The sequence below is a fragment of the Bartonella tamiae Th239 genome (genome assembly GCF_000278275.1).
GTDB classification, from domain to species: domain Bacteria; phylum Pseudomonadota; class Alphaproteobacteria; order Rhizobiales; family Rhizobiaceae; genus Bartonella; species Bartonella tamiae.
This window is the reverse complement of record NZ_JH725147.1, coordinates 1223230-1244939: the sequence shown is the minus strand read 5'-3', so window position 1 is coordinate 1244939 and position 21710 is coordinate 1223230. Positions and strand designations below refer to the sequence as shown.

General features: G+C 37.3%; 23 protein-coding genes. 9 read left to right on the top strand and 14 right to left on the bottom strand.

Translation table 11 applies throughout. The features are described from left to right. Positions 1 to 2: 2 nt before the first annotated feature. The 3 genes from ME5_RS05585 to yajC form a co-directional block, all read right to left on the bottom strand. Positions 3 to 389, bottom strand: coding sequence for an Mth938-like domain-containing protein (locus ME5_RS05585; RefSeq protein WP_008039205.1), 387 nt, complete (start codon positions 387 to 389; stop codon positions 3 to 5). A gap of 9 nt (positions 390 to 398) precedes the next feature. Continuing rightward, positions 399 to 2636 carry a protein translocase subunit SecD gene (secD, locus tag ME5_RS05580; protein ID WP_008039204.1) on the bottom strand — a complete coding sequence of 746 codons (2238 nt, stop codon included), beginning with the start codon at positions 2634 to 2636 and terminating at the stop codon, positions 399 to 401. A 275-nt stretch (positions 2637 to 2911) separates the two neighbouring features. Then, on the bottom strand, positions 2912 to 3331 hold the full coding sequence (yajC, locus tag ME5_RS05575) for a preprotein translocase subunit YajC (RefSeq protein ID WP_008039203.1): 420 nt from the start codon (positions 3329 to 3331) through the stop codon (positions 2912 to 2914). A gap of 240 nt (positions 3332 to 3571) precedes the next feature. Here yajC and ME5_RS05570 point away from each other — a divergent pair, with 240 nt between their 5' ends. Beyond that, complete coding sequence (locus tag ME5_RS05570) at positions 3572 to 4438, top strand: ATP-binding protein (protein ID WP_008039202.1); 867 nt, start codon at positions 3572 to 3574, stop codon at positions 4436 to 4438. Positions 4439 to 4512: 74 nt separating this feature from the next. On the opposite strand, the gene ME5_RS05565 is transcribed toward ME5_RS05570, so the two are convergent. The 10 genes from ME5_RS05565 to nagZ all read right to left on the bottom strand — a co-directional run bounded on the left by ME5_RS05565 (position 4513) and on the right by nagZ (position 13315). Continuing rightward, positions 4513 to 5676, bottom strand: coding sequence for a M23 family metallopeptidase (locus tag ME5_RS05565; RefSeq protein WP_008039201.1), 1164 nt, complete (start codon positions 5674 to 5676; stop codon positions 4513 to 4515). 120 nt (positions 5677 to 5796) lie between these two features. After that, positions 5797 to 6441 (bottom strand): protein-L-isoaspartate(D-aspartate) O-methyltransferase, encoded by a 645-nt coding sequence (locus ME5_RS05560; RefSeq protein WP_035000229.1) that lies wholly within the window; start codon positions 6439 to 6441, stop codon positions 5797 to 5799. A gap of 18 nt (positions 6442 to 6459) precedes the next feature. Then, positions 6460 to 7224 (bottom strand): 5'/3'-nucleotidase SurE, encoded by a 765-nt coding sequence (surE, locus tag ME5_RS05555; protein ID WP_008039199.1) that lies wholly within the window; start codon positions 7222 to 7224, stop codon positions 6460 to 6462. 14 nt (positions 7225 to 7238) lie between these two features. Next, positions 7239 to 8519: a serine--tRNA ligase gene (gene serS, locus ME5_RS05550; RefSeq protein WP_008039198.1), complete on the bottom strand. Its 1281-nt coding sequence runs from the start codon at positions 8517 to 8519 to the stop codon at positions 7239 to 7241. A gap of 58 nt (positions 8520 to 8577) precedes the next feature. Then, complete coding sequence (tatC, locus tag ME5_RS05545; RefSeq protein ID WP_008039196.1) at positions 8578 to 9375, bottom strand: twin-arginine translocase subunit TatC; 798 nt, start codon at positions 9373 to 9375, stop codon at positions 8578 to 8580. Beyond that, positions 9372 to 10202, bottom strand: a complete 831-nt coding sequence (gene tatB / locus ME5_RS05540) for a Sec-independent protein translocase protein TatB (RefSeq protein WP_008039186.1) — start codon at positions 10200 to 10202, stop codon at positions 9372 to 9374. Before tatB ends, tatC begins: the two co-directional genes overlap by 4 nt. Positions 10203 to 10242: 40 nt before the next feature. Continuing rightward, complete coding sequence (locus ME5_RS05535) at positions 10243 to 10596, bottom strand: twin-arginine translocase TatA/TatE family subunit (protein WP_008039184.1); 354 nt, start codon at positions 10594 to 10596, stop codon at positions 10243 to 10245. Positions 10597 to 10695: 99 nt separating this feature from the next. After that, positions 10696 to 11403, bottom strand: coding sequence for an SMC-Scp complex subunit ScpB (gene scpB / locus ME5_RS05530; protein ID WP_245256496.1), 708 nt, complete (start codon positions 11401 to 11403; stop codon positions 10696 to 10698). Next, a complete protein-coding gene (locus ME5_RS05525; RefSeq protein WP_425338862.1) occupies positions 11390 to 12265 on the bottom strand; it encodes a segregation and condensation protein A in 876 nt (291 codons plus the stop codon). The genes scpB and ME5_RS05525 overlap by 14 nt, the downstream gene beginning before the upstream one ends. Before the next feature lie 30 nt (positions 12266 to 12295). After that, positions 12296 to 13315, bottom strand: coding sequence for a beta-N-acetylhexosaminidase (gene nagZ / locus ME5_RS05520; protein ID WP_008039181.1), 1020 nt, complete (start codon positions 13313 to 13315; stop codon positions 12296 to 12298). Positions 13316 to 13685: 370 nt separating this feature from the next. Between nagZ and ME5_RS05515 the strand changes: the two genes are divergently transcribed. From ME5_RS05515 to ME5_RS05480, 8 genes are all read left to right on the top strand, one after another. Next, positions 13686 to 14558, top strand: a complete 873-nt coding sequence (locus ME5_RS05515) for a 23S rRNA (adenine(2030)-N(6))-methyltransferase RlmJ (protein WP_008039180.1) — start codon at positions 13686 to 13688, stop codon at positions 14556 to 14558. Between the two features lie 96 nt (positions 14559 to 14654). Beyond that, entirely contained in the window at positions 14655 to 15125 is a 471-nt protein-coding gene (locus tag ME5_RS05510) for a hypothetical protein (RefSeq protein WP_008039179.1), read from the top strand. 436 nt (positions 15126 to 15561) lie between these two features. Further along, entirely contained in the window at positions 15562 to 16323 is a 762-nt protein-coding gene (locus ME5_RS05505) for an SDR family oxidoreductase (protein ID WP_008039178.1), read from the top strand. After that, the gene (gene uvrC / locus ME5_RS05500; protein ID WP_008039177.1) at positions 16323 to 18344 is read left to right on the top strand and encodes an excinuclease ABC subunit UvrC; all 2022 of its coding nucleotides are present in this window, start codon (positions 16323 to 16325) and stop codon (positions 18342 to 18344) included. Before ME5_RS05505 ends, uvrC begins: the two co-directional genes overlap by 1 nt. A 176-nt stretch (positions 18345 to 18520) precedes the next feature. Continuing rightward, complete coding sequence (gene pgsA / locus ME5_RS05495) at positions 18521 to 19102, top strand: CDP-diacylglycerol--glycerol-3-phosphate 3-phosphatidyltransferase (RefSeq protein ID WP_008039176.1); 582 nt, start codon at positions 18521 to 18523, stop codon at positions 19100 to 19102. Then, entirely contained in the window at positions 19089 to 19364 is a 276-nt protein-coding gene (gene moaD / locus ME5_RS05490; protein WP_008039175.1) for a molybdopterin converting factor subunit 1, read from the top strand. The genes pgsA and moaD overlap by 14 nt, the downstream gene beginning before the upstream one ends. Before the next feature lie 73 nt (positions 19365 to 19437). After that, entirely contained in the window at positions 19438 to 19896 is a 459-nt protein-coding gene (locus ME5_RS05485; RefSeq protein ID WP_008039173.1) for a molybdenum cofactor biosynthesis protein MoaE, read from the top strand. A 244-nt stretch (positions 19897 to 20140) separates the two neighbouring features. Next, positions 20141 to 20992 carry a YbaY family lipoprotein gene (locus ME5_RS05480; RefSeq protein ID WP_245256495.1) on the top strand — a complete coding sequence of 284 codons (852 nt, stop codon included), beginning with the start codon at positions 20141 to 20143 and terminating at the stop codon, positions 20990 to 20992. Positions 20993 to 21107: 115 nt separating this feature from the next. Here the strand turns inward: ME5_RS05480 and ndk are convergent, their stop codons facing one another. Then, a complete protein-coding gene (ndk, locus tag ME5_RS05475; RefSeq protein ID WP_008039171.1) occupies positions 21108 to 21530 on the bottom strand; it encodes a nucleoside-diphosphate kinase in 423 nt (140 codons plus the stop codon). Positions 21531 to 21710: the final 180 nt, after the last annotated feature.

Here is a 21710-nt window from a genome sequence, read left to right as displayed (position 1 = left end):
CATTATTCAACAGCGTAAAATAAAGCTGCAACGGCACGATCTTCAGCTAAAAGAACGTTGAATGTTCGCACTGCTGCTCCCGTACTCATTGTGTCAGTTGATATTTGTTTTTCACGTAAATATTGCCGCAATTCCTCAGGCATAGGAATAAGATCAACACCCGTACCAACAAGAAAAACCTCAATAGTATCTGCCTCATTCAAAACTTTTTCGATTGTCTCTTTTGTTGGAACTGGCGTTTTCATATCAATACCATAAATTCCAGACGGGACGCAAATAATTGAACCACGATGCGACATATCAGCAAAACGAAAGCCGCCATTGCCATAAGCATCAATTGGTGCACGACCAGGAAAATGTGCTTTTCGCATCTGAATAGCGTCAAACATTTTTAAACCTCATTGCGTTAAAGCAGAACTTGCAGGCTTTACACGTAAAAGCACAAGAAGTGGCCCTGCAATAAAGATAGAAGAATATGTGCCAATCACAATACCCAGCAATAAAACTGAAGCAAAATCTTTCATATCAGTGCCACCAAAATAATAAAGTGGTATATGAGCAACCAAAGTTGCCAAAGACGTTAGAATCGTGCGGGATAACGTACGGTTAATGGCAAGATCTACCAATGATGACATAGTAATGGTTCCTTGTTTTGTCAGCAAAAAACGTACACGGTCATAAACAACTATAGTATCATTAAGTGAATAACCTATAATGGCGAGCAAAGCTGCAATACTCCACAAATTAAACTGCCATTGAAAAAGTAGAAATACACCAATTAAAATAAAAATATCATGAATAGTCGTTAACACAGCGCCTAATGCAAATTGCCAACGAAAACGCAACCAAACATAGCCAAAAATCGCAAGAAGAGATACAAAAATCGCAAGAAGACTTGCCTGACTTAACTCTTCTGAAACTGTTGGTCCCACAACATCCATACGTTGCAAATTATAATCATCAAATTCAGTCCGCAATTTTACAGCAACGGTTTGTTCTGCATCTTCTCCATTGCCTTGGCTAGAAATTGACAAAAGTGCAATTGAGGCTGATTTCGATGGTTCAATGGTAACACCACCAATATTTAAGTTCATAACGCGATGAGCGACATCATAAAGATCGGCCTCACCATTTTTCGCTTCTAAGACAGCTAAAGACCCGCCCCTAAAATCAATACCGTAGTTTATTCCTACTGTAGAAAAAAGACCAATGGTGGCAAGAATTAATATAACAGCCAATCCAAGCGTTACTTTTCCAAAACTCATAAATGGAATAGCAGTATTTTGCGGGATTAGACGTATAATACGCTGAGGAATTTCTGTTGGACGGAAGGTTTTAACCCACCAACTTATCATCATGCGTGTAAACACTATCGTTGTGAAAAGTGACGTTAATATACCAATAGTAACCGTAAGAGCAAATCCATGTATCGGACCAACCCCTAGAAAAAATAAAACAACGGCTGCGATAAGCGTTGTAATATTGGCATCAAGTATAGTATTTAATGCGCCATAAAAACCAGCTTCAATAGCTTGAGCAACTGAATAATTTTGACGCCGCGCTTCACGAATGCGCTCATAAATCAATATATTTGCATCAACCGAAACACCAATAATTAAAACAAGACCTGCAAAACCAGCTAATGTTAAAGGTGTCCCTATAATGCTTAATATTGCTAAGAGAATGAATAAGTTACTAGCAAGTGCAATATCGGCAGCAAGTCCTAAAAGCCCATAACTTAAAATCATAAAAAGAGCGACAACAATCAACGCTCCTAATGCGGCGTAAAGACCAGACTTTGCATAATCTGCACCAAGCTCTCCTCCAATTGTGCGTTCTTCAATAAATGTTAAATCCGCTGGCAACGGTCCAGTAGATAAAACCGTTTGTAAGTTTCGAGCCACATCATCTGCAAATGGTCCTATACGGATATATCCCTCACTGATTTGTTCAGGAAAACTTAATGCCATCAAAACTTCATTATCAAAAACACTGATAAGGCGATGATTTTCTCCATTTTGAGTAAAGTCTGCAAGCTTTTTTTGCCCTTCTGTATCAAGTGTGATGGTCAAAAAAGCCTGACCGTTTTCTGCGCTGTCTGTTGCTGCTCCCACTATATTTTTATTTGTTAGGAGTGGTATTTTTTTCATAAGATATGCAGCAGGCGGATCATCAAAGGAATAACCAATAATGGAATCACTTAATTTTCCCATTTTGCCTGTAACAACATCATTGACGGGTACGCTGTTATCTTCTGGATATAATGACAATTTTGCCGTAACACTGACAATGTCTTTCAAATATTGCACATCAAAAAGACCCGGAACCTCAACGCGTATTTTATCATGACCCTGTGGATGAATTGTATAATCGTTAAAATCTATTGCAACCATATCAAGACGACGGCGCATAACATCCATTGTCTCATCACGCTTATCAATAGCATATTCAGGAAGTTGAACAACAAGACGAGAACCACCTTGTAAATCTACTCCCATTGACAAATGAAGCGTGGAATACCAATTGGGCAATTTGGATAAAAGACTTTGTGGTAAAATATTTGGTAAAGCGATTAAAAAACCTAAAAAAACGACCAACCAAATTAAAAGACGTTTCCAAAGAGGAAAATAGAGCATGATAGTGTCCCTCGCTCTGCTTCAAACCTTATTAAAGTTTGATAAGCTTTGGTTGTTTCAAATAAGCGCTTCACAAACGGTATAAAGAAAACACATACAATCGTTCTTCAATATGATCTTCTCTATTTTAATATTCAGTTATGAGTGAAAAATCGCAACAAATAATAGTTTAAAATTTACCCATTAAAGTGACAAATCGTTAAAAGTATTGGACTCCCATAAAATGGAAGCCCTTAATGATAGATTATAGGATAACACGACCCTATGAGCGAAAATTAGGCATCTGTATCTTCACTCTTAACATTTGTTTTTGTTGTTGTTTTTTTCACAGTTTTTGTTTTTGGTACAGGCTTTGTTTTCGTCTCAGTGACTGGTTCACCTTTTACGCGTACATCCGTTAAAGTTGAGCGTAATACACGAATGCGCGTATCGTTTGCAATTTCAACTTCAACTTCACCATTATCATCATTGACTTTTGTCACTTTCCCCAAAATACCGCCCCCCGTGACAACAGTATCACCACGACGTACAGCATTTAACATTTCCTGTCGTCTTTTCATCTGGCTGCGTTGCGGCCGAATGATCAAAAAATACATGATAACAAAAATTAAAACAAAAGGAGCAAATGTCATGAGCGATGACATTTCACCAGAAGCGCCACCAGCGGCTTGAGCATAAGCACTAGAAATAAACATGAATATCTCCTTTTTGGTCAAGACCACAAATATGAGTCTGATCAATTCATCAATCTAAGAAAACCACCTTTCATAATTGACAAGCGGTCTACAAAACACTTCACATAGCTGTGATGTTTCCATTTGCAATATATCCTTGATGACTTTAACGCAATAAGCAAAAATTAAACAATGGTCAAATTTCACCTATTGCGATAATCATGTTAATAAATTTAAAATAAAATTATTGAGTGACATTGTATGCAAGAAAAAGATATTCTTATTCAAAAACTTGATGAACTGGTAGCTGCCTTAAACCGCATTGCGCCGCCCGAGCCTGAAGCTGTAAATTTAGACTATAATGACTGTTTTGTCTGGAATAGTGAAAAACTAAAATTACATCATGTCAAAGAAATGAACTTTGTTGATATTGATCTGCTTATGGGTATTGATTCAACACGTGATATTTTACTAAATAATACAAGACAGTTTGCGCATCATTTACCTGCTAATAATATTTTGCTTTGGGGGGCACGAGGCATGGGAAAATCATCGCTTGTAAAATCCGCACAAGTTCATGTGAACCAAACGATGAAAAAGGATAAAAAACTCAAACTCATCGAAATCAATCGAGAAGATATCAATACTCTTCCTATTTTAATGACCAGTCTTCGAAATGTGCCTTATCAATGTATTCTTTTTTGTGATGATCTTTCCTTTGACCATGATGATACGAGCTATAAGTCTTTAAAGACCGCACTTGATGGTGGTATTGAAGGTCGTCCGAATAATGTTCTTCTATATGCAACATCAAATCGGCGACATCTCATGCCACGTGACATGATCGATAATGAACGCTCAAGTGCGATTAATCCATCTGAAGCGACTGAAGAAAAAGTATCGCTTTCTGACCGATTTGGACTATGGCTTGGTTTTCATAAATGCAATCAAGATGATTATCTTGCCATGATAGATGGATATGTCAAAAAATATAACCTCCAAGCACCACGCGAAGACATCCATAAACAAGCACTTGAATGGGAAACAACAAGGGGGAATCGTTCAGGTCGCGTGGCATGGCAATTCATTCAGCATTTAGCAGGAATGATGGGACAGACTATTGCATAAAATTGAAGCATTAAAGTGAACTCAAATGAAAACTTTAATGCTTCATCCTTTTTTAAAATAGCTTATATTTATAATTAATTATCAAGGTAGTTCATTGGATTAACGGGTGTCGAATTTTTGCGAACTTCAAAATGCACTCGAGGTGTAGAAGCAATTCCAGACATACCTGATTTTGCAATTTCATCACCACGACGCACTTTTTGACCCTTTTTAACAAGCAATTGACTATTGTAACCATAAACAGTCACAATATTGTCTTCATGGCGAATAAGTACAGTATTACCGTAATCTTTCAAACCACTATCGGCATAAATAACAACACCATTTTCCGCTGCTTTAACGGATGATCCCTCTGGCACCATAATATCGATACCTTCATTAGTGTTAGTGCCTTCTTTATGACCAAAACTTGACAATATACGCCCTTGAGCTGGCCAACGCATTTTTGCAATCCCTGTTGCTTGGGGGGCAACAACGGCAACATTTTCAACCTGATTTAAGGTTGTATCTTGAGCTTTTGCTACAGCGGGTTGACTGGTTGGTTTAACGGGTGTTGTTTCAACAGCATTGACAGGCGCAACTTTTTTAGCGCTAAGCTGCGTTGTTGGCTGCTGAACAGGTGTTGTGCCTTGTGTTTGCGTATTAGGATTGGTCATTGCAACAGTGTTGTTATTTCCATGAGGAATTATTAAAGATTGTCCCACACGTATTCCACCATTTGTCAAACCATTAGCTGTGCTGATAGAATTTACACTCGCTCCTGTTTTGCGTGATACACTATAAAGCGTATCACCGCTTTGGACGACATAAGTACCACTTTTAGCAGATATTTGTGTCGTTGATGCCGGCATCGTTCCTAGCGTTTGCTGACCTTGTCCCATTGCTTGACCTGCAGATGCAACCTGCGTTGGCTGTTGATAATTCGTATTGGATGGTGCCTGTGGATAAGCCGATTGTGGATCGTACTGCTGGGGATAAGAACCTTGTCCTGCAACAGGTGGAAGATCATTACTTTGCACAATAGCATTTGTTTGCGGCGCCTGTGGATAAGCCAATTGCCCATTTGAAGCCTGCTGTTGGTTGGGTGTTGCACCAGTGTAAAAACTATCTGTAAATCGTTGCGTGCCAGAACTACATCCTGCAACCAAACCAGCAATAACAATAACGGCTGCGCTTTGTAGATAACGACGAGAAAATTTACTCTTAACTTTAAAATACATAGTTTTACGCCCATTCACACGAAACTCAATTTCAGCTATTAAATCGTGTTATTATTACCTTTGGGTTAAAATTTTTCATTTTAAATATATTTTATGATGATTTTTGAAGAATAAAGTTCAGAGAAAAATTCTAACGTCTTAAAGTGCAGCAGCCACCCCTTCAATAAAGGGCTGATAACGAACTTTAAACATATCGGTTCTTTCAAAACGGCTGCCTGTCTTTTTATATTTTACAATCGTTTGTACTGAATCAAAAGAGCCAATAGGCTGAATCAATAATCCACTTGCGGCTAAAATTTCTAAAAAATCCTGTGGCTCATCTTGACGAGAAGGCCATATAAGAATGCGATCAAATGGCCCTGCCCCCGATAAAACTTGTCGACCGTCCATTTGACGTAATATAATATTTTCTAAACCTAAAGCCTGAAACCTTTGGCGCGCCAAATCACATAAAGTTTTATAGCGCTCAATCGTAGTTACACGCCCTGATAGTCTTGATAAAAGCGCTGCTGTAAAGCCAGAGCCTGTGCCAACCTCAAGAACACGATGTTTTTTCTCTAATTGAAGAGCAGCAATAAGCGTTAATTGTTCTTCTAAGCGTTCTATATATTCGCCGCATTCTATAGGAATGATCTTATTATCATAAGCGTCATCACCAAAATTTGCTGAAACAAAAAGGCGACGTGAAGTTTTTTCAAGTGCAGAAAAAAGCGCAATATCATCTATGCCTTTAGCTCGCATTTTTAATACAAGGCTTGCCAATGCTTCTCTTTCAGACAACATAACAGACAAAATAAACCTCTATAATAATGACAGAACGCTGTCCAGATTATCACGCATTTTATAAGCCGTTAAATCTAAATGAAGAGGCGTGACAGAGATCGCATTATCGTAAATAGCACGTAAATCTGTTTCTTCTGCACCTGTGGTTGGACTACGGCTAAAAAAAGTCCAATAATAAGGAAAATGACGACCATCATGACGCTCTTCAATATGCACATCATGTCCTCTTTTGCCTTGCACGGTTGAACGGATCGCTGTCACATCCTCAACAGAACATGCTGGGAAATTTATATTATACAAAACATTATCAGGCGTTTCCATATTAATAAGCGCGCGCAAAATTTTAACAGCATGCCCTTCGGCTGTAGCCCATTGCATCGTTATGCTTGCTTTATCGTGAAGAAATTCTTGTGAAAGAGCAATAGAGCGAATACCATTTAATGTTCCCTCCATAGCTGCGGCAACTGTTCCCGAATACGTTACATCATCAGCGAGATTGCCTCCAATATTTATTCCTGACAAAATTAAATCTGGTGGTTCAAGCAACACATGGCGTACTCCCATAATCACACAATCAGTTGGCGTTCCCCTTACTGTAAAATGAAGTTTATCAAGAGTACGCAAACGAAGAGGTGTGGATAATGTTAATGAATGTGATAAGCCACTTTGATCTGTTTCAGGTGCAACTATCCAAACATCATCACTCAATTGCTTTGCAATGCGTTCTAAGACAACCAATCCTTCAGAATGAATTCCATCATCATTTGTCAATAAAATACGCACGGATTCTCACACTCCTATTGGGCTACCAAACGGTCAACACCACCCATATAAGGGCGTAAAGCTTGAGGGATAACAACCGAACCATCAGATTGTTGGTAATTTTCTAAAATCGCAATTAAACAGCGACCAACGGCTGTTCCCGAACCATTTAATGTATGGACAAATCGTGATGTTTTGTCATTATCATGTCGATAACGAGCATTCATTCTACGTCCTTGAAAAGGGCCACAAAAAGAACAACTTGATATTTCGCGATAAGTATTTTGACCAGGAAGCCAAACTTCAATATCATAAGTTTTTTGAGCGCTAAAGCCCATATCACCTGTACATAAAACAACGGTACGAAAAGGCAATTCAAGTTTTTTCAAAACTGCTTCAGCACATTCTGTCATACGCTCTAATTCTGTAATTCCATTATTTTCATCAACAATGGATACCATTTCTACCTTCCAAAATTGATGTTGACGCAACATACCTCGCGTATCACGCCCAGCTGATCCTGCCTCAGAACGAAAACAAGGTGTAAGAGCTACAAAACGCAAAGGCAATTGTGACGCAGCTAAAATTTCTCCAGAAACTAAATTTGTGAGAGGTACTTCGGCAGTAGGAATGAGCCAGCGTCCATCAGTTGTTTGAAATAAATCTTCTGAAAATTTGGGTAATTGTGCTGTTCCATAAACCGCTTTATCGCGAACAAGAATAGGAACACTGACTTCTGTATACTCATGTTCTTGCACATGAAGATCAATCATAAATTGCCCTAAAGCGCGTTCCAGACGTGCAAGTCCTGCTGAGAGAACTGTAAAACGTGCACCTGACAAATGACTGGCGCGTTCAAAATTCATCTGCTTTAGACCTTCACCAATGTCAAAATGTTCTTTTGGTGTAAAATCGAAAACAGGTGGCGCACCTATTTTTCTTATTTCTCTATTATCTTTTTCATCAAGACCAATAGGAACATCATCAAGTGGAATGTTGGGCAGACGTGACAGAGCATCTTCTAATTTATCTGATAATGCTTTTTCTTTCACTTCAGCTTCTGTAAGAAACGCTTTAAGATCAACCACTTCTTGTTTAAAATCATCCGCTTTTTTGGCATTTCCCGATGCTATGGCTTGGCCGATTTCTTTTGATGCACTATTGCGTCTTTCTTGTGCCTCTTGCACTTTAGAGACATGATTGCGTCTCTCAAAATCTAAGGCAATGAGAAAATCGGCTTGTTTGTCTGCTCCTCTTTTTTCGAGAGCCTCATCAAGCAATTTTGGATTTTCCCTTATCCATTTGATATCAAGCATAAAAACTTCCTGTTTAAAACGTCAAATCTTTGTTTATATGTAAACGATAGCCAATAAATTACGAAGATGTATCTTGCTTTTTCTTCTGTTTCTTTTCGATCCATCGTGAAACAATAATAGAAACTTCATAAAGCAAAATTGTTGGAAGAGCGACACCAAACATAGTAAAAAAATCTGAAGGTGTGACAATAGCTGCCACAATCACAGCAACAAGTATTGCCCATTTACGTTTTGACACTAACATATCAGATGTTAATAAGCCAACTTTCGTGAATAAGCTTGTAATCAACGGCAGTTGAAATATAAGACCGAAAATCAGAATAAATGACGTCATAAAACTTAAATAATCAGAAATACGGGCAATAAACTCTACTTTCAAATGAGAATCAGGCAAAAACTGTTGCGATAAACTGAACCACAACATCATAGGCGCCAAAATACCATAAACAAATGCCCCACCTATAAAAAATAAAATGGGCGCACTGATTAAAAAAGGTAAAAAAGCCATACGTTCGTTTTTATAAAGACCAGGTGCAATAAAACTATAGAGCTGAAAGGCTAAATAAGGAAAAGATAAGATGACGGCACCAAAAGCTGCGAGTTTCATTTTCGTTAAAAAGGTTTCCCAAACCTGCGTTGATTGGAGACGAATATTTTCTGGATCACCGCCCGATATTTTCATCGCCCATTGATAAGGCCATAATAAAAAATTCAATATATAATCTTTAACAAGAAAACACAGGAAGAATGCGATAAAAAACGCAATCAGTGACACAATAATGCGTTGCCGAAGCTCTATCAAATGCTCAAGCAAGGGAGCCGAGCTAGCATCAACTTCATCTTCTTCAGAATTCACGATTTTTTATTCCTATTTTGTGTAACTTTATTTGAAGATAAGGTTTTGAGAGGTTTTTGTGCCTTCGCCTTTGTTTTTTGAACAGCAGACGTTGTTTCGTTTAATCCAAGCTTTTTATTTTCAACGTCATTATTCTTTTTTATTGGCTCTTTTTGAACATGCTTTTTTACACTCGGAGAAAGAGTATCAAAATGACTTTGCTCTAAAGATTGAACATGAACTTTTAGGGGAGCATGAGATGAAGTTTCTTTATGGATATTTTGTTTTTTATTTTGTCCAACGCTTGCTTTTGCCTTTGTTGTAATTTTCGTAACATCCTTCGTCTTTTGACTTTTTAGCGTTTTGTTATTGGGTGCGGGTAATTTTTCGTGCGTAATATGGCTTACTTTTTTTTGACTGTTTTTATCTTTATTAGGAGAAGTATCATGACTCGTTTTTTCATTCTTCTTCTTTAAAGAGGATTGTTGTGCAGCCTCAGAATCTTCAAGTGATATATTCTTAAGGGAAGGTGTTTTATCATCAAGTACGGTTGATGCATTGATACTGGATTTAACATCATTTGCAACATCTCGGATCGGATCAAACATTTTGGTTAAATTTTTTCGTGGATCCAAATCGGTCACATCGGAAATTTTCTTTTGCAAATCATCCAATTCCGCTTCACGCATAGCATCATCAAATTGACGACGGAACTCATTTGCCGTTGAGCGCATACGCGACGTCGCTTTACCAAAAGCACGTAGCATTTTAGGCAAGTCTTTTGGTCCCACAACGACAATCAAAACAATGAGTATGACCAAAAATTCTGGTCCATCAATTCCAAACATTATTTCAACCAGTTTTCAAAAAACACAAAACTTATAAAAATCACGACTTTGACTTTGTTGTTTTACGTGCTGGCGATGATTTTCTTGTTGTTTTTGCAGTACGTGTGGAACTTGTCGTTTTCGTTGCCGAACTTTTACGCGGTGCAGCTTGACGTTTTACGGGTGCCACAACTTCTTCTGGTTGCACTTCAATTGTTTTCATAGTTGAAGCCGATTGTGGTGGTGTATTGTGATCTTCATTTTCTGCTTCATCTTCATCTTTCATTCCTTTTTTAAAACTTTTAATGCCTTTTGCAAAATCGCCCATAAATTCAGATATTTTGCCCCGACCAAAAAGAACAAGAATAATCAGTAAAATAATAATAAGATGCGATGGTGTAAAAATATTGCCCATTATTGTCTCTCTTTATAGCTAAATCAGTTGGTATGAAATCAGTTAGCCCTGACAGTCATAGTCATTTTTTTCATTCGTTTCAAACACAACCGCGTGTATTTACACTTTTTCTTCTTTTTCTAGTGAAGTTAATAATCCAAAATCTTCTTTATCGACACCATCCAACGGATCTTCATCATCGCTTAACTCGTCCAAATTAAGAGACATCAATGGTATTTGAAAATTTTCTGTCATACGAGTTGACAAAAGCCCCGCCCCTTTTAACTCTTCAACACCAGGCAAATCTTGAATATCAGCAAGACTAAAATGATCAAGAAAATTTCTTGTTGTTCCATAAGTCACAGGACGCCCAGGCGTTCTACGACGTCCACGAATTTTAATCCACTGTGTTTCCAACAAAACATCCAACGTTCCTTTTGAGGTTTCAACGCCTCTTATGTCTTCAAGTTCCGCACGCGTTACAGGCTGATGATAAGCAATAATTGCTAAAACTTCCAAAGCAGCACGTGAAAGCTTTCGTGAGCTTTCTTCCTTACGATTGAAAAGAAAAGCCAAATCAGCCGCTGTACGAAATGCATAAGCATCGCCAACTTTGACAAAATGCACACCGCGCTCATGATAGTTTTTTTGCAAAACGTCCACGATAGCATCAACATTTGCGCCTATTGGAAGACGCTCTTCCAACGCTTTTTGCGTTACGGGCTGACTTGATGCAAAAACCATCGCCTCTACCATACGTACCAATTGCGACGTAATATTGAGTTCACCTGTTTTTTTACCGTTTCCCATATTTTCATTCTTTCTCATTATGCACCATCGTGGCTTTTTCAAATGAAATTTGGGAAGAGTGACTTTTTATTTTTGACGCGACACGTAAATAAAGAGGTGCAAATGGTTTTTCTTGCTGCATGTTTATTTGTCCTTCTTTTACCATTTCCAAACTGGCTGCGAATGCACTTGCTAAAGCAGTTCGTTTTTCTTTTTGCGAAGGAATATATTGAGATAAATAGCGATCCAAAATTGTCCAATTCATTGGTGCATCTATAAGACGCTCTAAAATCTCGCGCGCCATTTTAAGTGACCAAACGGTGCGTTTGGCTACTTCAACATGAGTTGCTGATTGGCGCTGCCGCAATCCCACATAAGCCGTCAACAATTCATAAAGAGACGTTTCAAAACGTTTTTTTTTATCAAGCACCAATGTTTCTGGATGGGCACGTTTAAAAACATCACGACCCAATTGATTACAATTAAACAAAGCAACAGCCGCCTCACGCATCGCTTCAAGACGTTTTAGCCTAAACTGTAATAATTGTGCGAGTTCTTCACCACTTTCTTCTTCATCACTTTTTGTTTTTGGCATAAGCAAGCGTGATTTAAGATAAACAAGCCACGCTGCCATAACAAGATAATCAGCAGCAATTTCCAAACGCGACAAGTGTGCTTGATCAATAAAGTTAAGATATTGCTCAACCAACGCTAAAATTGAAATACGCTCAAGATCAACTTTTTGGTTTCGTGCCAAATGCAATAAAAGATCCATAGGCCCTTCAAACCCTTGCACATCTACTATAAACGAGGGCTCATGAATGCCATGATCTTCTTTTTGATAATTTTCAGTATGCGTCCATAACTTATCCATCGCTTTTTGCGCTGAATGTTTTGACATTTTTTTATAATTCAATCCCACAATTTGACTCTATGCGTTCAAGGATAAAAGTTCTACAAATTCAGCACGCAAGCTTTTTTCGTCAGATTGATCGTTTTTAAGAAGCGCATTACGCGCATTTTGCGCGCGCATTAAAGATTTATTTTGTAAAAACGGCGTTTGAGATACAATCTCAATCATTTCTTCCATATTCCCATTACAATGAAGAACAACATCGCATCCCGCATAAAATGCGTCTTTTGTTATATCAGAAAAACTTCCTGACAATGCCTTCATAGATAAATCATCACTCATCAACAATCCATCAAAACCAATGTCCTTACGAATGAACTCATGTATCACTTTTGATGAAAGTGTTGCGGGAAGAATTGGATCTATCGCACTATAAATAACATGTGCTGTCATTGCGCTTGGCAAATCAGCTAAAGCTTTAAATGGAATAAAATCCCGGCTTTGCAACTCTTCTAACGAAGCATCAACACGCGCAAGCTCTAAATGCGTGTCATTCATAGCACGGCCATGACCTGGAATATGCTTCATAACGGGTAAAACACCCCCTGAAAGAAGACCATCCGCTGCTTGACGACCTAAAAGCGTTACCATTTCTGGATCATAGCCATATGCGCGAGAACCAATAACATTATGAGCACCCTTAACAGGCACATCGATTAAGGGTAAACAATTGGCATCAATTCCTATTTTTATTAAATCAAAAGCATGAAGACGCGACATAATCCAAGTCGCTCGTTGTGCTTTTTCAGAATCAAGTTTATAAAGATTACCCAATGTTTCAGCCGATGGATAATCAGGGGCAAGTGGTGGACGCAATCTTTGAACTTTGCCCCCTTCTTGGTCAATAAAAATAAAAACATCCTCACGCTGACTGGCTTTACGCAAACCCTGTGTTAAACGTATAACCTCTTCGGCTGTTCCTATATTTCTAGCAAATAAAATAAATGCCCATGGTTGATGTTCTTCAATAAAACGCTTTTCTTCAGCTTGCAACGTAATACCCGCAACACCTGTAATCATGGCTTTTACGTTTGACATTGTTCGCTTCCTTTAGAAAAAACATATGATAACATTAACAGATGATTTTTGGTCACGATCGTTGCTATTTTTCAAGTTGTTTTTATCATCATACATAAATATTCACAATTACTGCTATTGATCATATATTTTTCATAAATGACAAAGCTGTTGAAAGCGACTTTATGGATGATAGATATTATTGATCTGATTTATTCATTATACCCTCAAAACATTTGATCAACTTTAATAAAGAATTTTAAAACGACTTAATCAAGCCTATATCCTTTAAAAACTGCACGTCAAAATAGTGCAGTCATAATAAAAAATTTTGCTTTCAAGCTTATTTGCATCTTGGCGCACAGCCACTTATCATGATAATCCGATCACTATGAATTATCGCCATATCTACCATGCAGGAAATTTTGCCGACGTGTTTAAACATATTGTTTTAACGCGTCTGATTGATTATTTAAAAAGAAAAGATCAGGCGTTTCGTGTTATTGACACCCATGCGGGCATTGGAATTTATGATCTTTCATCAAAAGAAGCTCAAAAAACAGGTGAATGGCTTGAAGGCGTGGGAAAATTTTTATCTCACCCCATAGCGGATAAAAACCTTTCACTTTTAAAGCCTTGGCTTGAAACAATAAATACATTAAACCATTCACAAAATATAATCACACAATATCCAGGCTCTCCTTATATTATTAGAAACATGTTGCGCAAACAAGATCGCATGACAGCGATTGAATTGCATCATGAGGATTACGCACATTTGACAACCCATTTTGCAAATGATTTTCAAACACGTCTTATACAATTGGATGGATATTTATCTTTAAAAGCTCATTTACCTGTTAAGGAAAAAAGAGGGCTAATACTGGTTGACCCACCTTTTGAAGAAAAAGATGAATTTCAACGGATAATTGATGGTCTTCGTAATGCTTATCGACGGTTTTCAGGCGGTATGTATGTTTTTTGGTATCCCGTTAAACATTATGATGCTGTAGAACATTTTTTAAAAGCCTTACACGAGACATCTATACCCAAAATACTTCGTTTGGAATTGCGCATAAGACAAGTATCCAATGATAAACAAGAAAATAAAATGGGATTGGATGGAAGCGGCTTGATTATTATCAATCCACCTTATATCCTTGAGCAAGAATTACAAATTATAGAACCTTTGCTCATAGAAAGACTTGGGCAAGATAAGCATGCAAGATTAATTCGTGAATGGATCAGGGAGGAAACTGTTTGATCTTGACGCGACAAAAAGATTAAAACAAAACTGATAGTGTTGATTAAAAGTGACATTTTAAATATCAAGCGTCAAATAATGACAGGATAAATGACCATGAAAAAATTGCTGTTTTCCAAAGTATCGCGTCGCGCAGCTTTATCGTTTTTTATGATTTACAGCGGTGTAGCCTCTCTCTCTTACACCGCAAACGCTGCTGATATGATTCTAACTTTTGAACCAGCCCATGTGTCAACAGGTGTCTGTGCGCATCAACACGTGCTTAGTAATGTTTCTTATAAATTTTATCATGCAGTTCGCCACATTCCTGATATTCCTATCGTCCGAATCAAAGACATGGCAAACATTGTTATGACCCGTGATGAACCCGCTGCAACAAAATTAAATATTAGTCGTCAATATTGCGGTGCAACGGCAATCATGAATGATGGAAGCACCTATCCCATTTGGTACATGGTTGAATTTGGCCAAGGATTTACGGGTGTTGGTGGCTTTAACACAGAATTTTGTGTTGAAGGTTTTGATAAATGGCGTATCCAAGACGGTAATTGTCGCGCTGTTCGTTAAAAATTCCTTTAATAAGTTTTTTAAATCCATACTTTTTTAAAAGCCATAGAGATGAATGCATATTAGATAAAAACTACAAAATTATCTTGATTTTATCGTTTGTTCTTTTTTAAATTTTATACGCAATCTGTAACATGAACAATTCATTTGCAGCACCATGCGTCGTGATTACATTTCTTGTTATGAAATTTATGTGTTCAATCCTATATTTATTCATTTGTATTTTTTAAAAATTTTATTATTTAATATAATAGATTGGTTTTGTTCAAAACACATCCTAGCAAACAACAAAATTTTTTTATTTTTTAATTAATGATACTATTCTTTGTATAAAAAACTTGATTTAAAAAAATCTGATTGCCATTTAAGTATTTCTTAGCACCAATCTTAGCAGGCGCATTTTAAATTAAATTCAAATTTATGGATCAATATTTCTATGCCATTGAAACGACCCATCGCTCTTATTACAGGTGGCTCTAAAAGATTAGGTGCTGCTATGGCACGCGATTTGATTAAACATGGCTTTGATATCGCCATTCATTATAATGAAGCATCACAAGCGGCTGAGGATCTTGTATCAGAACTCAAGACTATGGGCGGAAGTGCCATGGGTTTTCAGGCAGATCTTTCAATAAATTATGGAAAAGGCTTGATAGAAAACATTACAAAAAAAATGGGGCATGTGTCACTTCTTATCAATAATGCTTCTCTTTTTCTTGACGATCATATTGGTGCTTTAAATGATAAAATTTGGAATGATCATTTCGCACTTCACTTGCATGCACCTGTGATATTATCTGATGCTTTAACAAAACTATTACCGCAAGATGAAACAGCTTTAATTGTCAATATGATTGACCAACGAGTTTGGAAGCTCAATCCAAATTTTTTATCATATACATTGTCCAAATCAGCTTTATGGACACTAACACAAACTTTAGCCCAAGCATTAGCGCCCAAAATACGTGTCAATGCAATTGCGCCTGGACCGTCTTTAAAAAGTCCGAGGCAAAATGCTGAAGATTTTTTAAAACAAACACAATCAGTCTTATTACATCATGGACCAGAAATTGAAGAATTTGGAGCAACCATTCGATATTTTTGGAAACAAAAATCAATAACAGGCCAAATGATTGCTCTTGATGGTGGACAGCACCTTATGTGGGAAACAGCTGATTTGATTGGACAAAACGAATAATGATGACAATCAAAAAGCAAAATAATAATTTTTCAAAATCAGATGATGAAACCTTTTTACCTCATCAAACAGAAGATGTTGTGCCTGATACGCTTGAAATCATCTGGGATAAAGGCAATAGTTATGAAAAAGATAGATCGCTCACAGGAGCACTTCTTATTCAAGAATTTGTTAAAAACTTACCCAATAAGCCCGGTGTTTATCGTATGTTTAGCCAAGATGGCACCGTGCTTTATGTTGGCAAAGCACGCAATTTAAAAAAACGTGTCTCAAATTATGCACGCGGAAAAGGACATAGCAATCGCATTGAACGTATGATACGCGCCACATATCATATGGAATTTGTGGTAACGAATACAGAAACAGAAGCTTTATTATTAGAAGCAAACCTCATCAAAAGATTGCGGCCCCGCTTTAATGTACTCTTACGCGATGATAAAAGTTTTCCCTATATTATTATTACAAAAGACCATCGTGCGCCTGCACTTATGAAACACCGCGGTGCCCGCTCCCGAAAAGGCGATTATTTTGGTCCTTTTGCCTCGGCTGGTGCCGTAACACGAACAATTAACGCAATGCAGCGAGCATTTTTATTACGCACATGCAGCGATTCAGTACTTGAAAGCCGCACACGTCCTTGTCTTCTTTATCAAATTAAACGCTGTTCTGCGCCGTGCACAGGCGAAATAAATGACGAAAACTATCTCCATCTCGTCAATGAAGCAAAAGCTTTTTTATCAGGTAAAAGCCAATCAATACAAGAAAAAATGGCAAGAACCATGCATGAAGCCGCTGAAAAAATGGATTTTGAAAGTGCCGCTGTCTATCGCGATCGATTATCAGCACTTTCTCATATTCAAGGTCATCAGGAAATCAATCCCCACACAATTGAAGAAGCAGACGTATTTGCTATTTATCAACAAGGGGGTATGACGTGCATACAGGTTTTCTTTTTTCGTACTAGACAAAATTGGGGTAATCGTGCTTATTTTCCAAAAGCGGATTCTTCGATATCTTCAACGGATGTTCTTGAAGCTTTTTTGGCGCAGTTTTATGATAACAAGCCAATTCCAAAACTGATTTTACTTTCTGAAAATGTTGCAGAAGAACCCCTGCTTACAGAAGCTCTTTCCTTAAAAGCCGAGCGAAAAATTACTATAAGTGTTCCACAAAAAGGTGAGCGAAAAGCGCTCATCGATCATGCCCTGACCAATGCACGTGAGGCATTGGGCCGTAGGCTTGCTGAAACATCGACCCAAACAAAACTATTAGAAGGCATGCGAGACACATTTGATCTTAAGACTATTCCAAAGCGTATAGAAGTTTATGATAATTCCCATATTATGGGAACAAATGCTGTGGGTGGAATGATTGTTGCAGGTAAAGAGGGTTTTATCAAAAACCACTATAGAAAATTTAATATTCGTTCCACAGATATTACTCCAGGTGATGACTTTGGTATGATGAAAGAGGTTATTCATCGGCGTTTTTCAAGGCTTATTAAAGATTATGGCATCCCAGAAAAACAAGACATAACAACCAGTATTGATGATGAACAATTTCCTGCTTGGCCTGATGTTATCCTCATTGATGGCGGGGAAGGTCAAATGAGTGTTGTTCGGAAAATATTAACTGAGTTGGGATTAAACGATACAGTGACTGCTATTGGTGTTGCCAAAGGTATTGACCGCGAAGCTGGCAGAGAACGGTTTTTTATGTCTGGTCGACCTGCTTTCACACTGCCACCGCGTGATCCGGTTTTGTATTTTCTACAACGTCTGCGTGATGAAGCACATCGTTTTGCAATCGGTACACATCGTGCAAAACGTAAAAAGGAACTGATTAAAAATCCTCTTGATGAAATTGATGGAATAGGTCCCACACGAAAACGTGCGCTTTTAAGTTATTTCGGTACAGCAAAGGATGTTTCAAGAGCAGCTGTAGAAGATTTAAAAAAAGTTGAAGGCATATCAGCTACACTCGCGCTACATATTTACAATCATTTCAATGATGGTTCATAATTATGAAATTAACTCAAAAACTTATAATAAATACACTTTGTTTACAAAGAGCTTAAAAAATATTTCATAATAAATTATTATTTAAGATATTATTTAGTCATATTATCTCTTTACGCTTAAAGCGACAAATAATAGGATACGTTTATAACTTTTAATATTCTTTTGAAGAAGGTTTCATGAAAAGCAACACTTTTTCTCTTCCAAATATTTTAACTTATTCGCGCATCGTTGCCGTACCTCTTGTTGTCTTATGTTTCTTTGTCGAGGGTCGTTTACAATCAACAGATCCTGCTCGTTGGACTGCCGTCGCCATTTTCATTGCCGCATCCATTACTGATTTTTTTGACGGTTATCTCGCTCGCATTTGGAAACAAACATCTGATATTGGGCGCATGCTTGATCCTATTGCTGACAAGCTTTTGGTTTCCGCCTGTCTTTTGCTTCTCGCTGCGGATAATACAATCGCGGGATGGACATTATGGGCTGCAATTATCATTTTATGTCGTGAAATTCTTGTTTCAGGTTTGCGCGAATATTTGGCAGAACTGAAAGTTAGTGTGCCAGTTTCTCGTTTGGCAAAATGGAAAACAACAGTACAAATGATTGCCATTGTCTTTTTACTTGCTGGACCTGCAGGTAATAAAATTTTACCATATGCTATGGAATTCGGTTTGGCTATGCTTTGGGTCGCAGCTATATTAACACTATGGACAGGCTGGGATTATTTTCGCGCAGGTATTAAACATGTCATCCATTAAAGACAAAAAAATACGATTGCGTTATTTTGCATGGATTCGAGAACGTATAGGGTATGATCACGAAGATCTTAGCGTTCCTGAAACTGTGCAAACAGTGCATGAACTTTTAAACTATCTCGCCCACTTAGGGGAAAATTATGCTTGTGCATTAAGCTCTTCAGAAACAATTTACATCGCTCTCAATCAAGAACAAGTTGGCTACGACCACGCCATAAAAGATAATGATGAAATCGCTATTTTTCCACCAATGACTGGGGGATAAATCGTATAGCTTTATCTTTTAAGGGGCAATATATGGTAACCAAACAGTGCAAATATTGCCATGGAGTATAAAGATGACCTTTACTATTCGTGTTCAATCTGAAGATTTTAATATGGCAGAAGAAGTTAAAAAACTTCAACACTTCAACACAAATATTGGTGCTATCGTAACGTTTAGCGGCTATTGTCGTGATGAAGACAATACACTTATCGCTCTAGAAATTGAACATTATCCAGAAATGGCAAAAAAACAGCTTCATAATATTATAATGAAAGCCAAAGAGCAGTGGCCACTTATAGATGCAACGCTTATTCATCGTTTTGGAACAATCCCCATTGGGGAACAAATTGTTATGGTTTCTGTCGCGTCATCTCACAGAAAAGCGGCTTTTGAAGCCGCTAGCTTTATTATGGATTTTCTTAAAACTGACGCACCCTTTTGGAAAAAAGAACATTATAAAAATAGCAATCAAAAAAAATGGGTGAGAGCAAAAAAAGATGATGAAATCGAAAAATACAAATGGTCAATATAGAGATCATTTTTTATAATAACAATTCAAACACGTTAAAATTATTTTTTTCAATTGCTATTCTACTTTTTTAAAGACACTTTAAGTTTATTGATCAATCAAAAAATTTATAATCTCCATTGCCTTAATTTTTCCTGAAAATCTCTTATAAAAATATAGCTATGGAGTAATTTCTCCGCTAGAATCTAGAATTTTCGTTATCGTTAGCCTAGATTTAAAACATCATAATAAAAGGATTTAAATGCCTATGAAGCGTCGTCTTTTTGTAGGAATGACAATTGGTACAGCAGCATTAACGAGCCTATTGGTCGTATCCGTTGTTGCAATGGCAATCAACACTACGAACTCCTCTATAACGGAAACCAAAATATCAACTATCAAAGGAAATATCATCTTAAATCAAGATGTAGAGATGCCCGCACATGCTCATCTTATTGTACAGCTCGTCGATATAAGCCAAAAAGAAGGTCCTTTTCAGGTTATTTCAGAAACCTCAATGGCTATAAATACACAAAAAGCGTTAGACTTTAAAATGGTTTTAAATACGATAACGTTCGAAAAAGACCATGATTATGCCCTGCAAGCACGTATTGTTGTCGGTGATATTCTTTGGTTTATCAGTGATGAACGGACGCCTATTTCTATTTTTGAAACTGCAAATCCTTACAAAATTTATTTGAATCTGGTAGGCCAAAATATTTCATCAAAATGGAATGTTCCGACGTCAGTAAATGGGCATGAGTGGCAAGTTGAAGATATTTTTAATGCCGGTATCATTGATTCATCTCATATCACTATTAATGTTACAAACGAAAAAAATCTAACAAGTGATCCGACATTCGTAAAGTACAATGTTACCGGTTATGGTGGATGCAATCGTTATTCAACATCAGTGATGATAAATGAAGATGAAAAAACTTTAAAATTTGCAACACCAGCTATGACATTTATGGCATGTGCTGAAGCCATATCTCAGCAAGAAGATCGTTTTACAGAAATGTTAATGAAAACAAATAGCTATAATTTTGATGATATTGGACGATTGTTTTTAAAAGATAGCAAAGGCAATTATATTGCACGCCTTATTCCTCATCTTTAAAAGATAGCTGGTTGTTTTATGTATTATGAAAACAGCCTAAAGCTTTGGCTTCACCAATAGATTGAAAGTTTAAAAAACCGGCTAAAAAGCCGGTTTTCTAGTTTTTTATAAAATCTTAGCCAACAATTTCAGTACCTGAGAACCAATAAGCAATTTCTTCTTTCGCTGTTTCGGCACCATCAGAGCCATGAACTGAATTTTCACCAATAGAAAGTGCATGCACTTTACGAATGGTGCCTTCAGCTGCATCTTCAGGGTTAGTTGCACCCATGACTTCACGATTTTTAGCAATGGCGTTTTCACCTTCAAGAACCTGAACAATTGTAGGTCCTGAAGACATAAATTCTGTTAATTCACCAAAAAAAGGGCGTTCTTTATGCACAGCATAAAAACCTTCAGCTTCACGCAAGCTCATCCAAACACGTTTTGATGCAACAACACGCAAACCTGCATCTTCAAGCATTTTTGTAATTGCACCTGTTAAATTACGACGTGTTGCATCTGGTTTAATCATCGAAAATGTACGCTCTACAGCCATTTTAATCCCTTTATGTTTAAAATATATTCATCCACTTCTATAAACGGATAGATAATATTTGCCAAGCCTTTCAAAATAAGATGCGTAAAATTGCCTCATAAACGTCATGGAAAACTTTTTTTACGCTCTTTTGTTAATCAATTATGAAAAATAACTCTGATTTTTGCTTGCACTTCACAA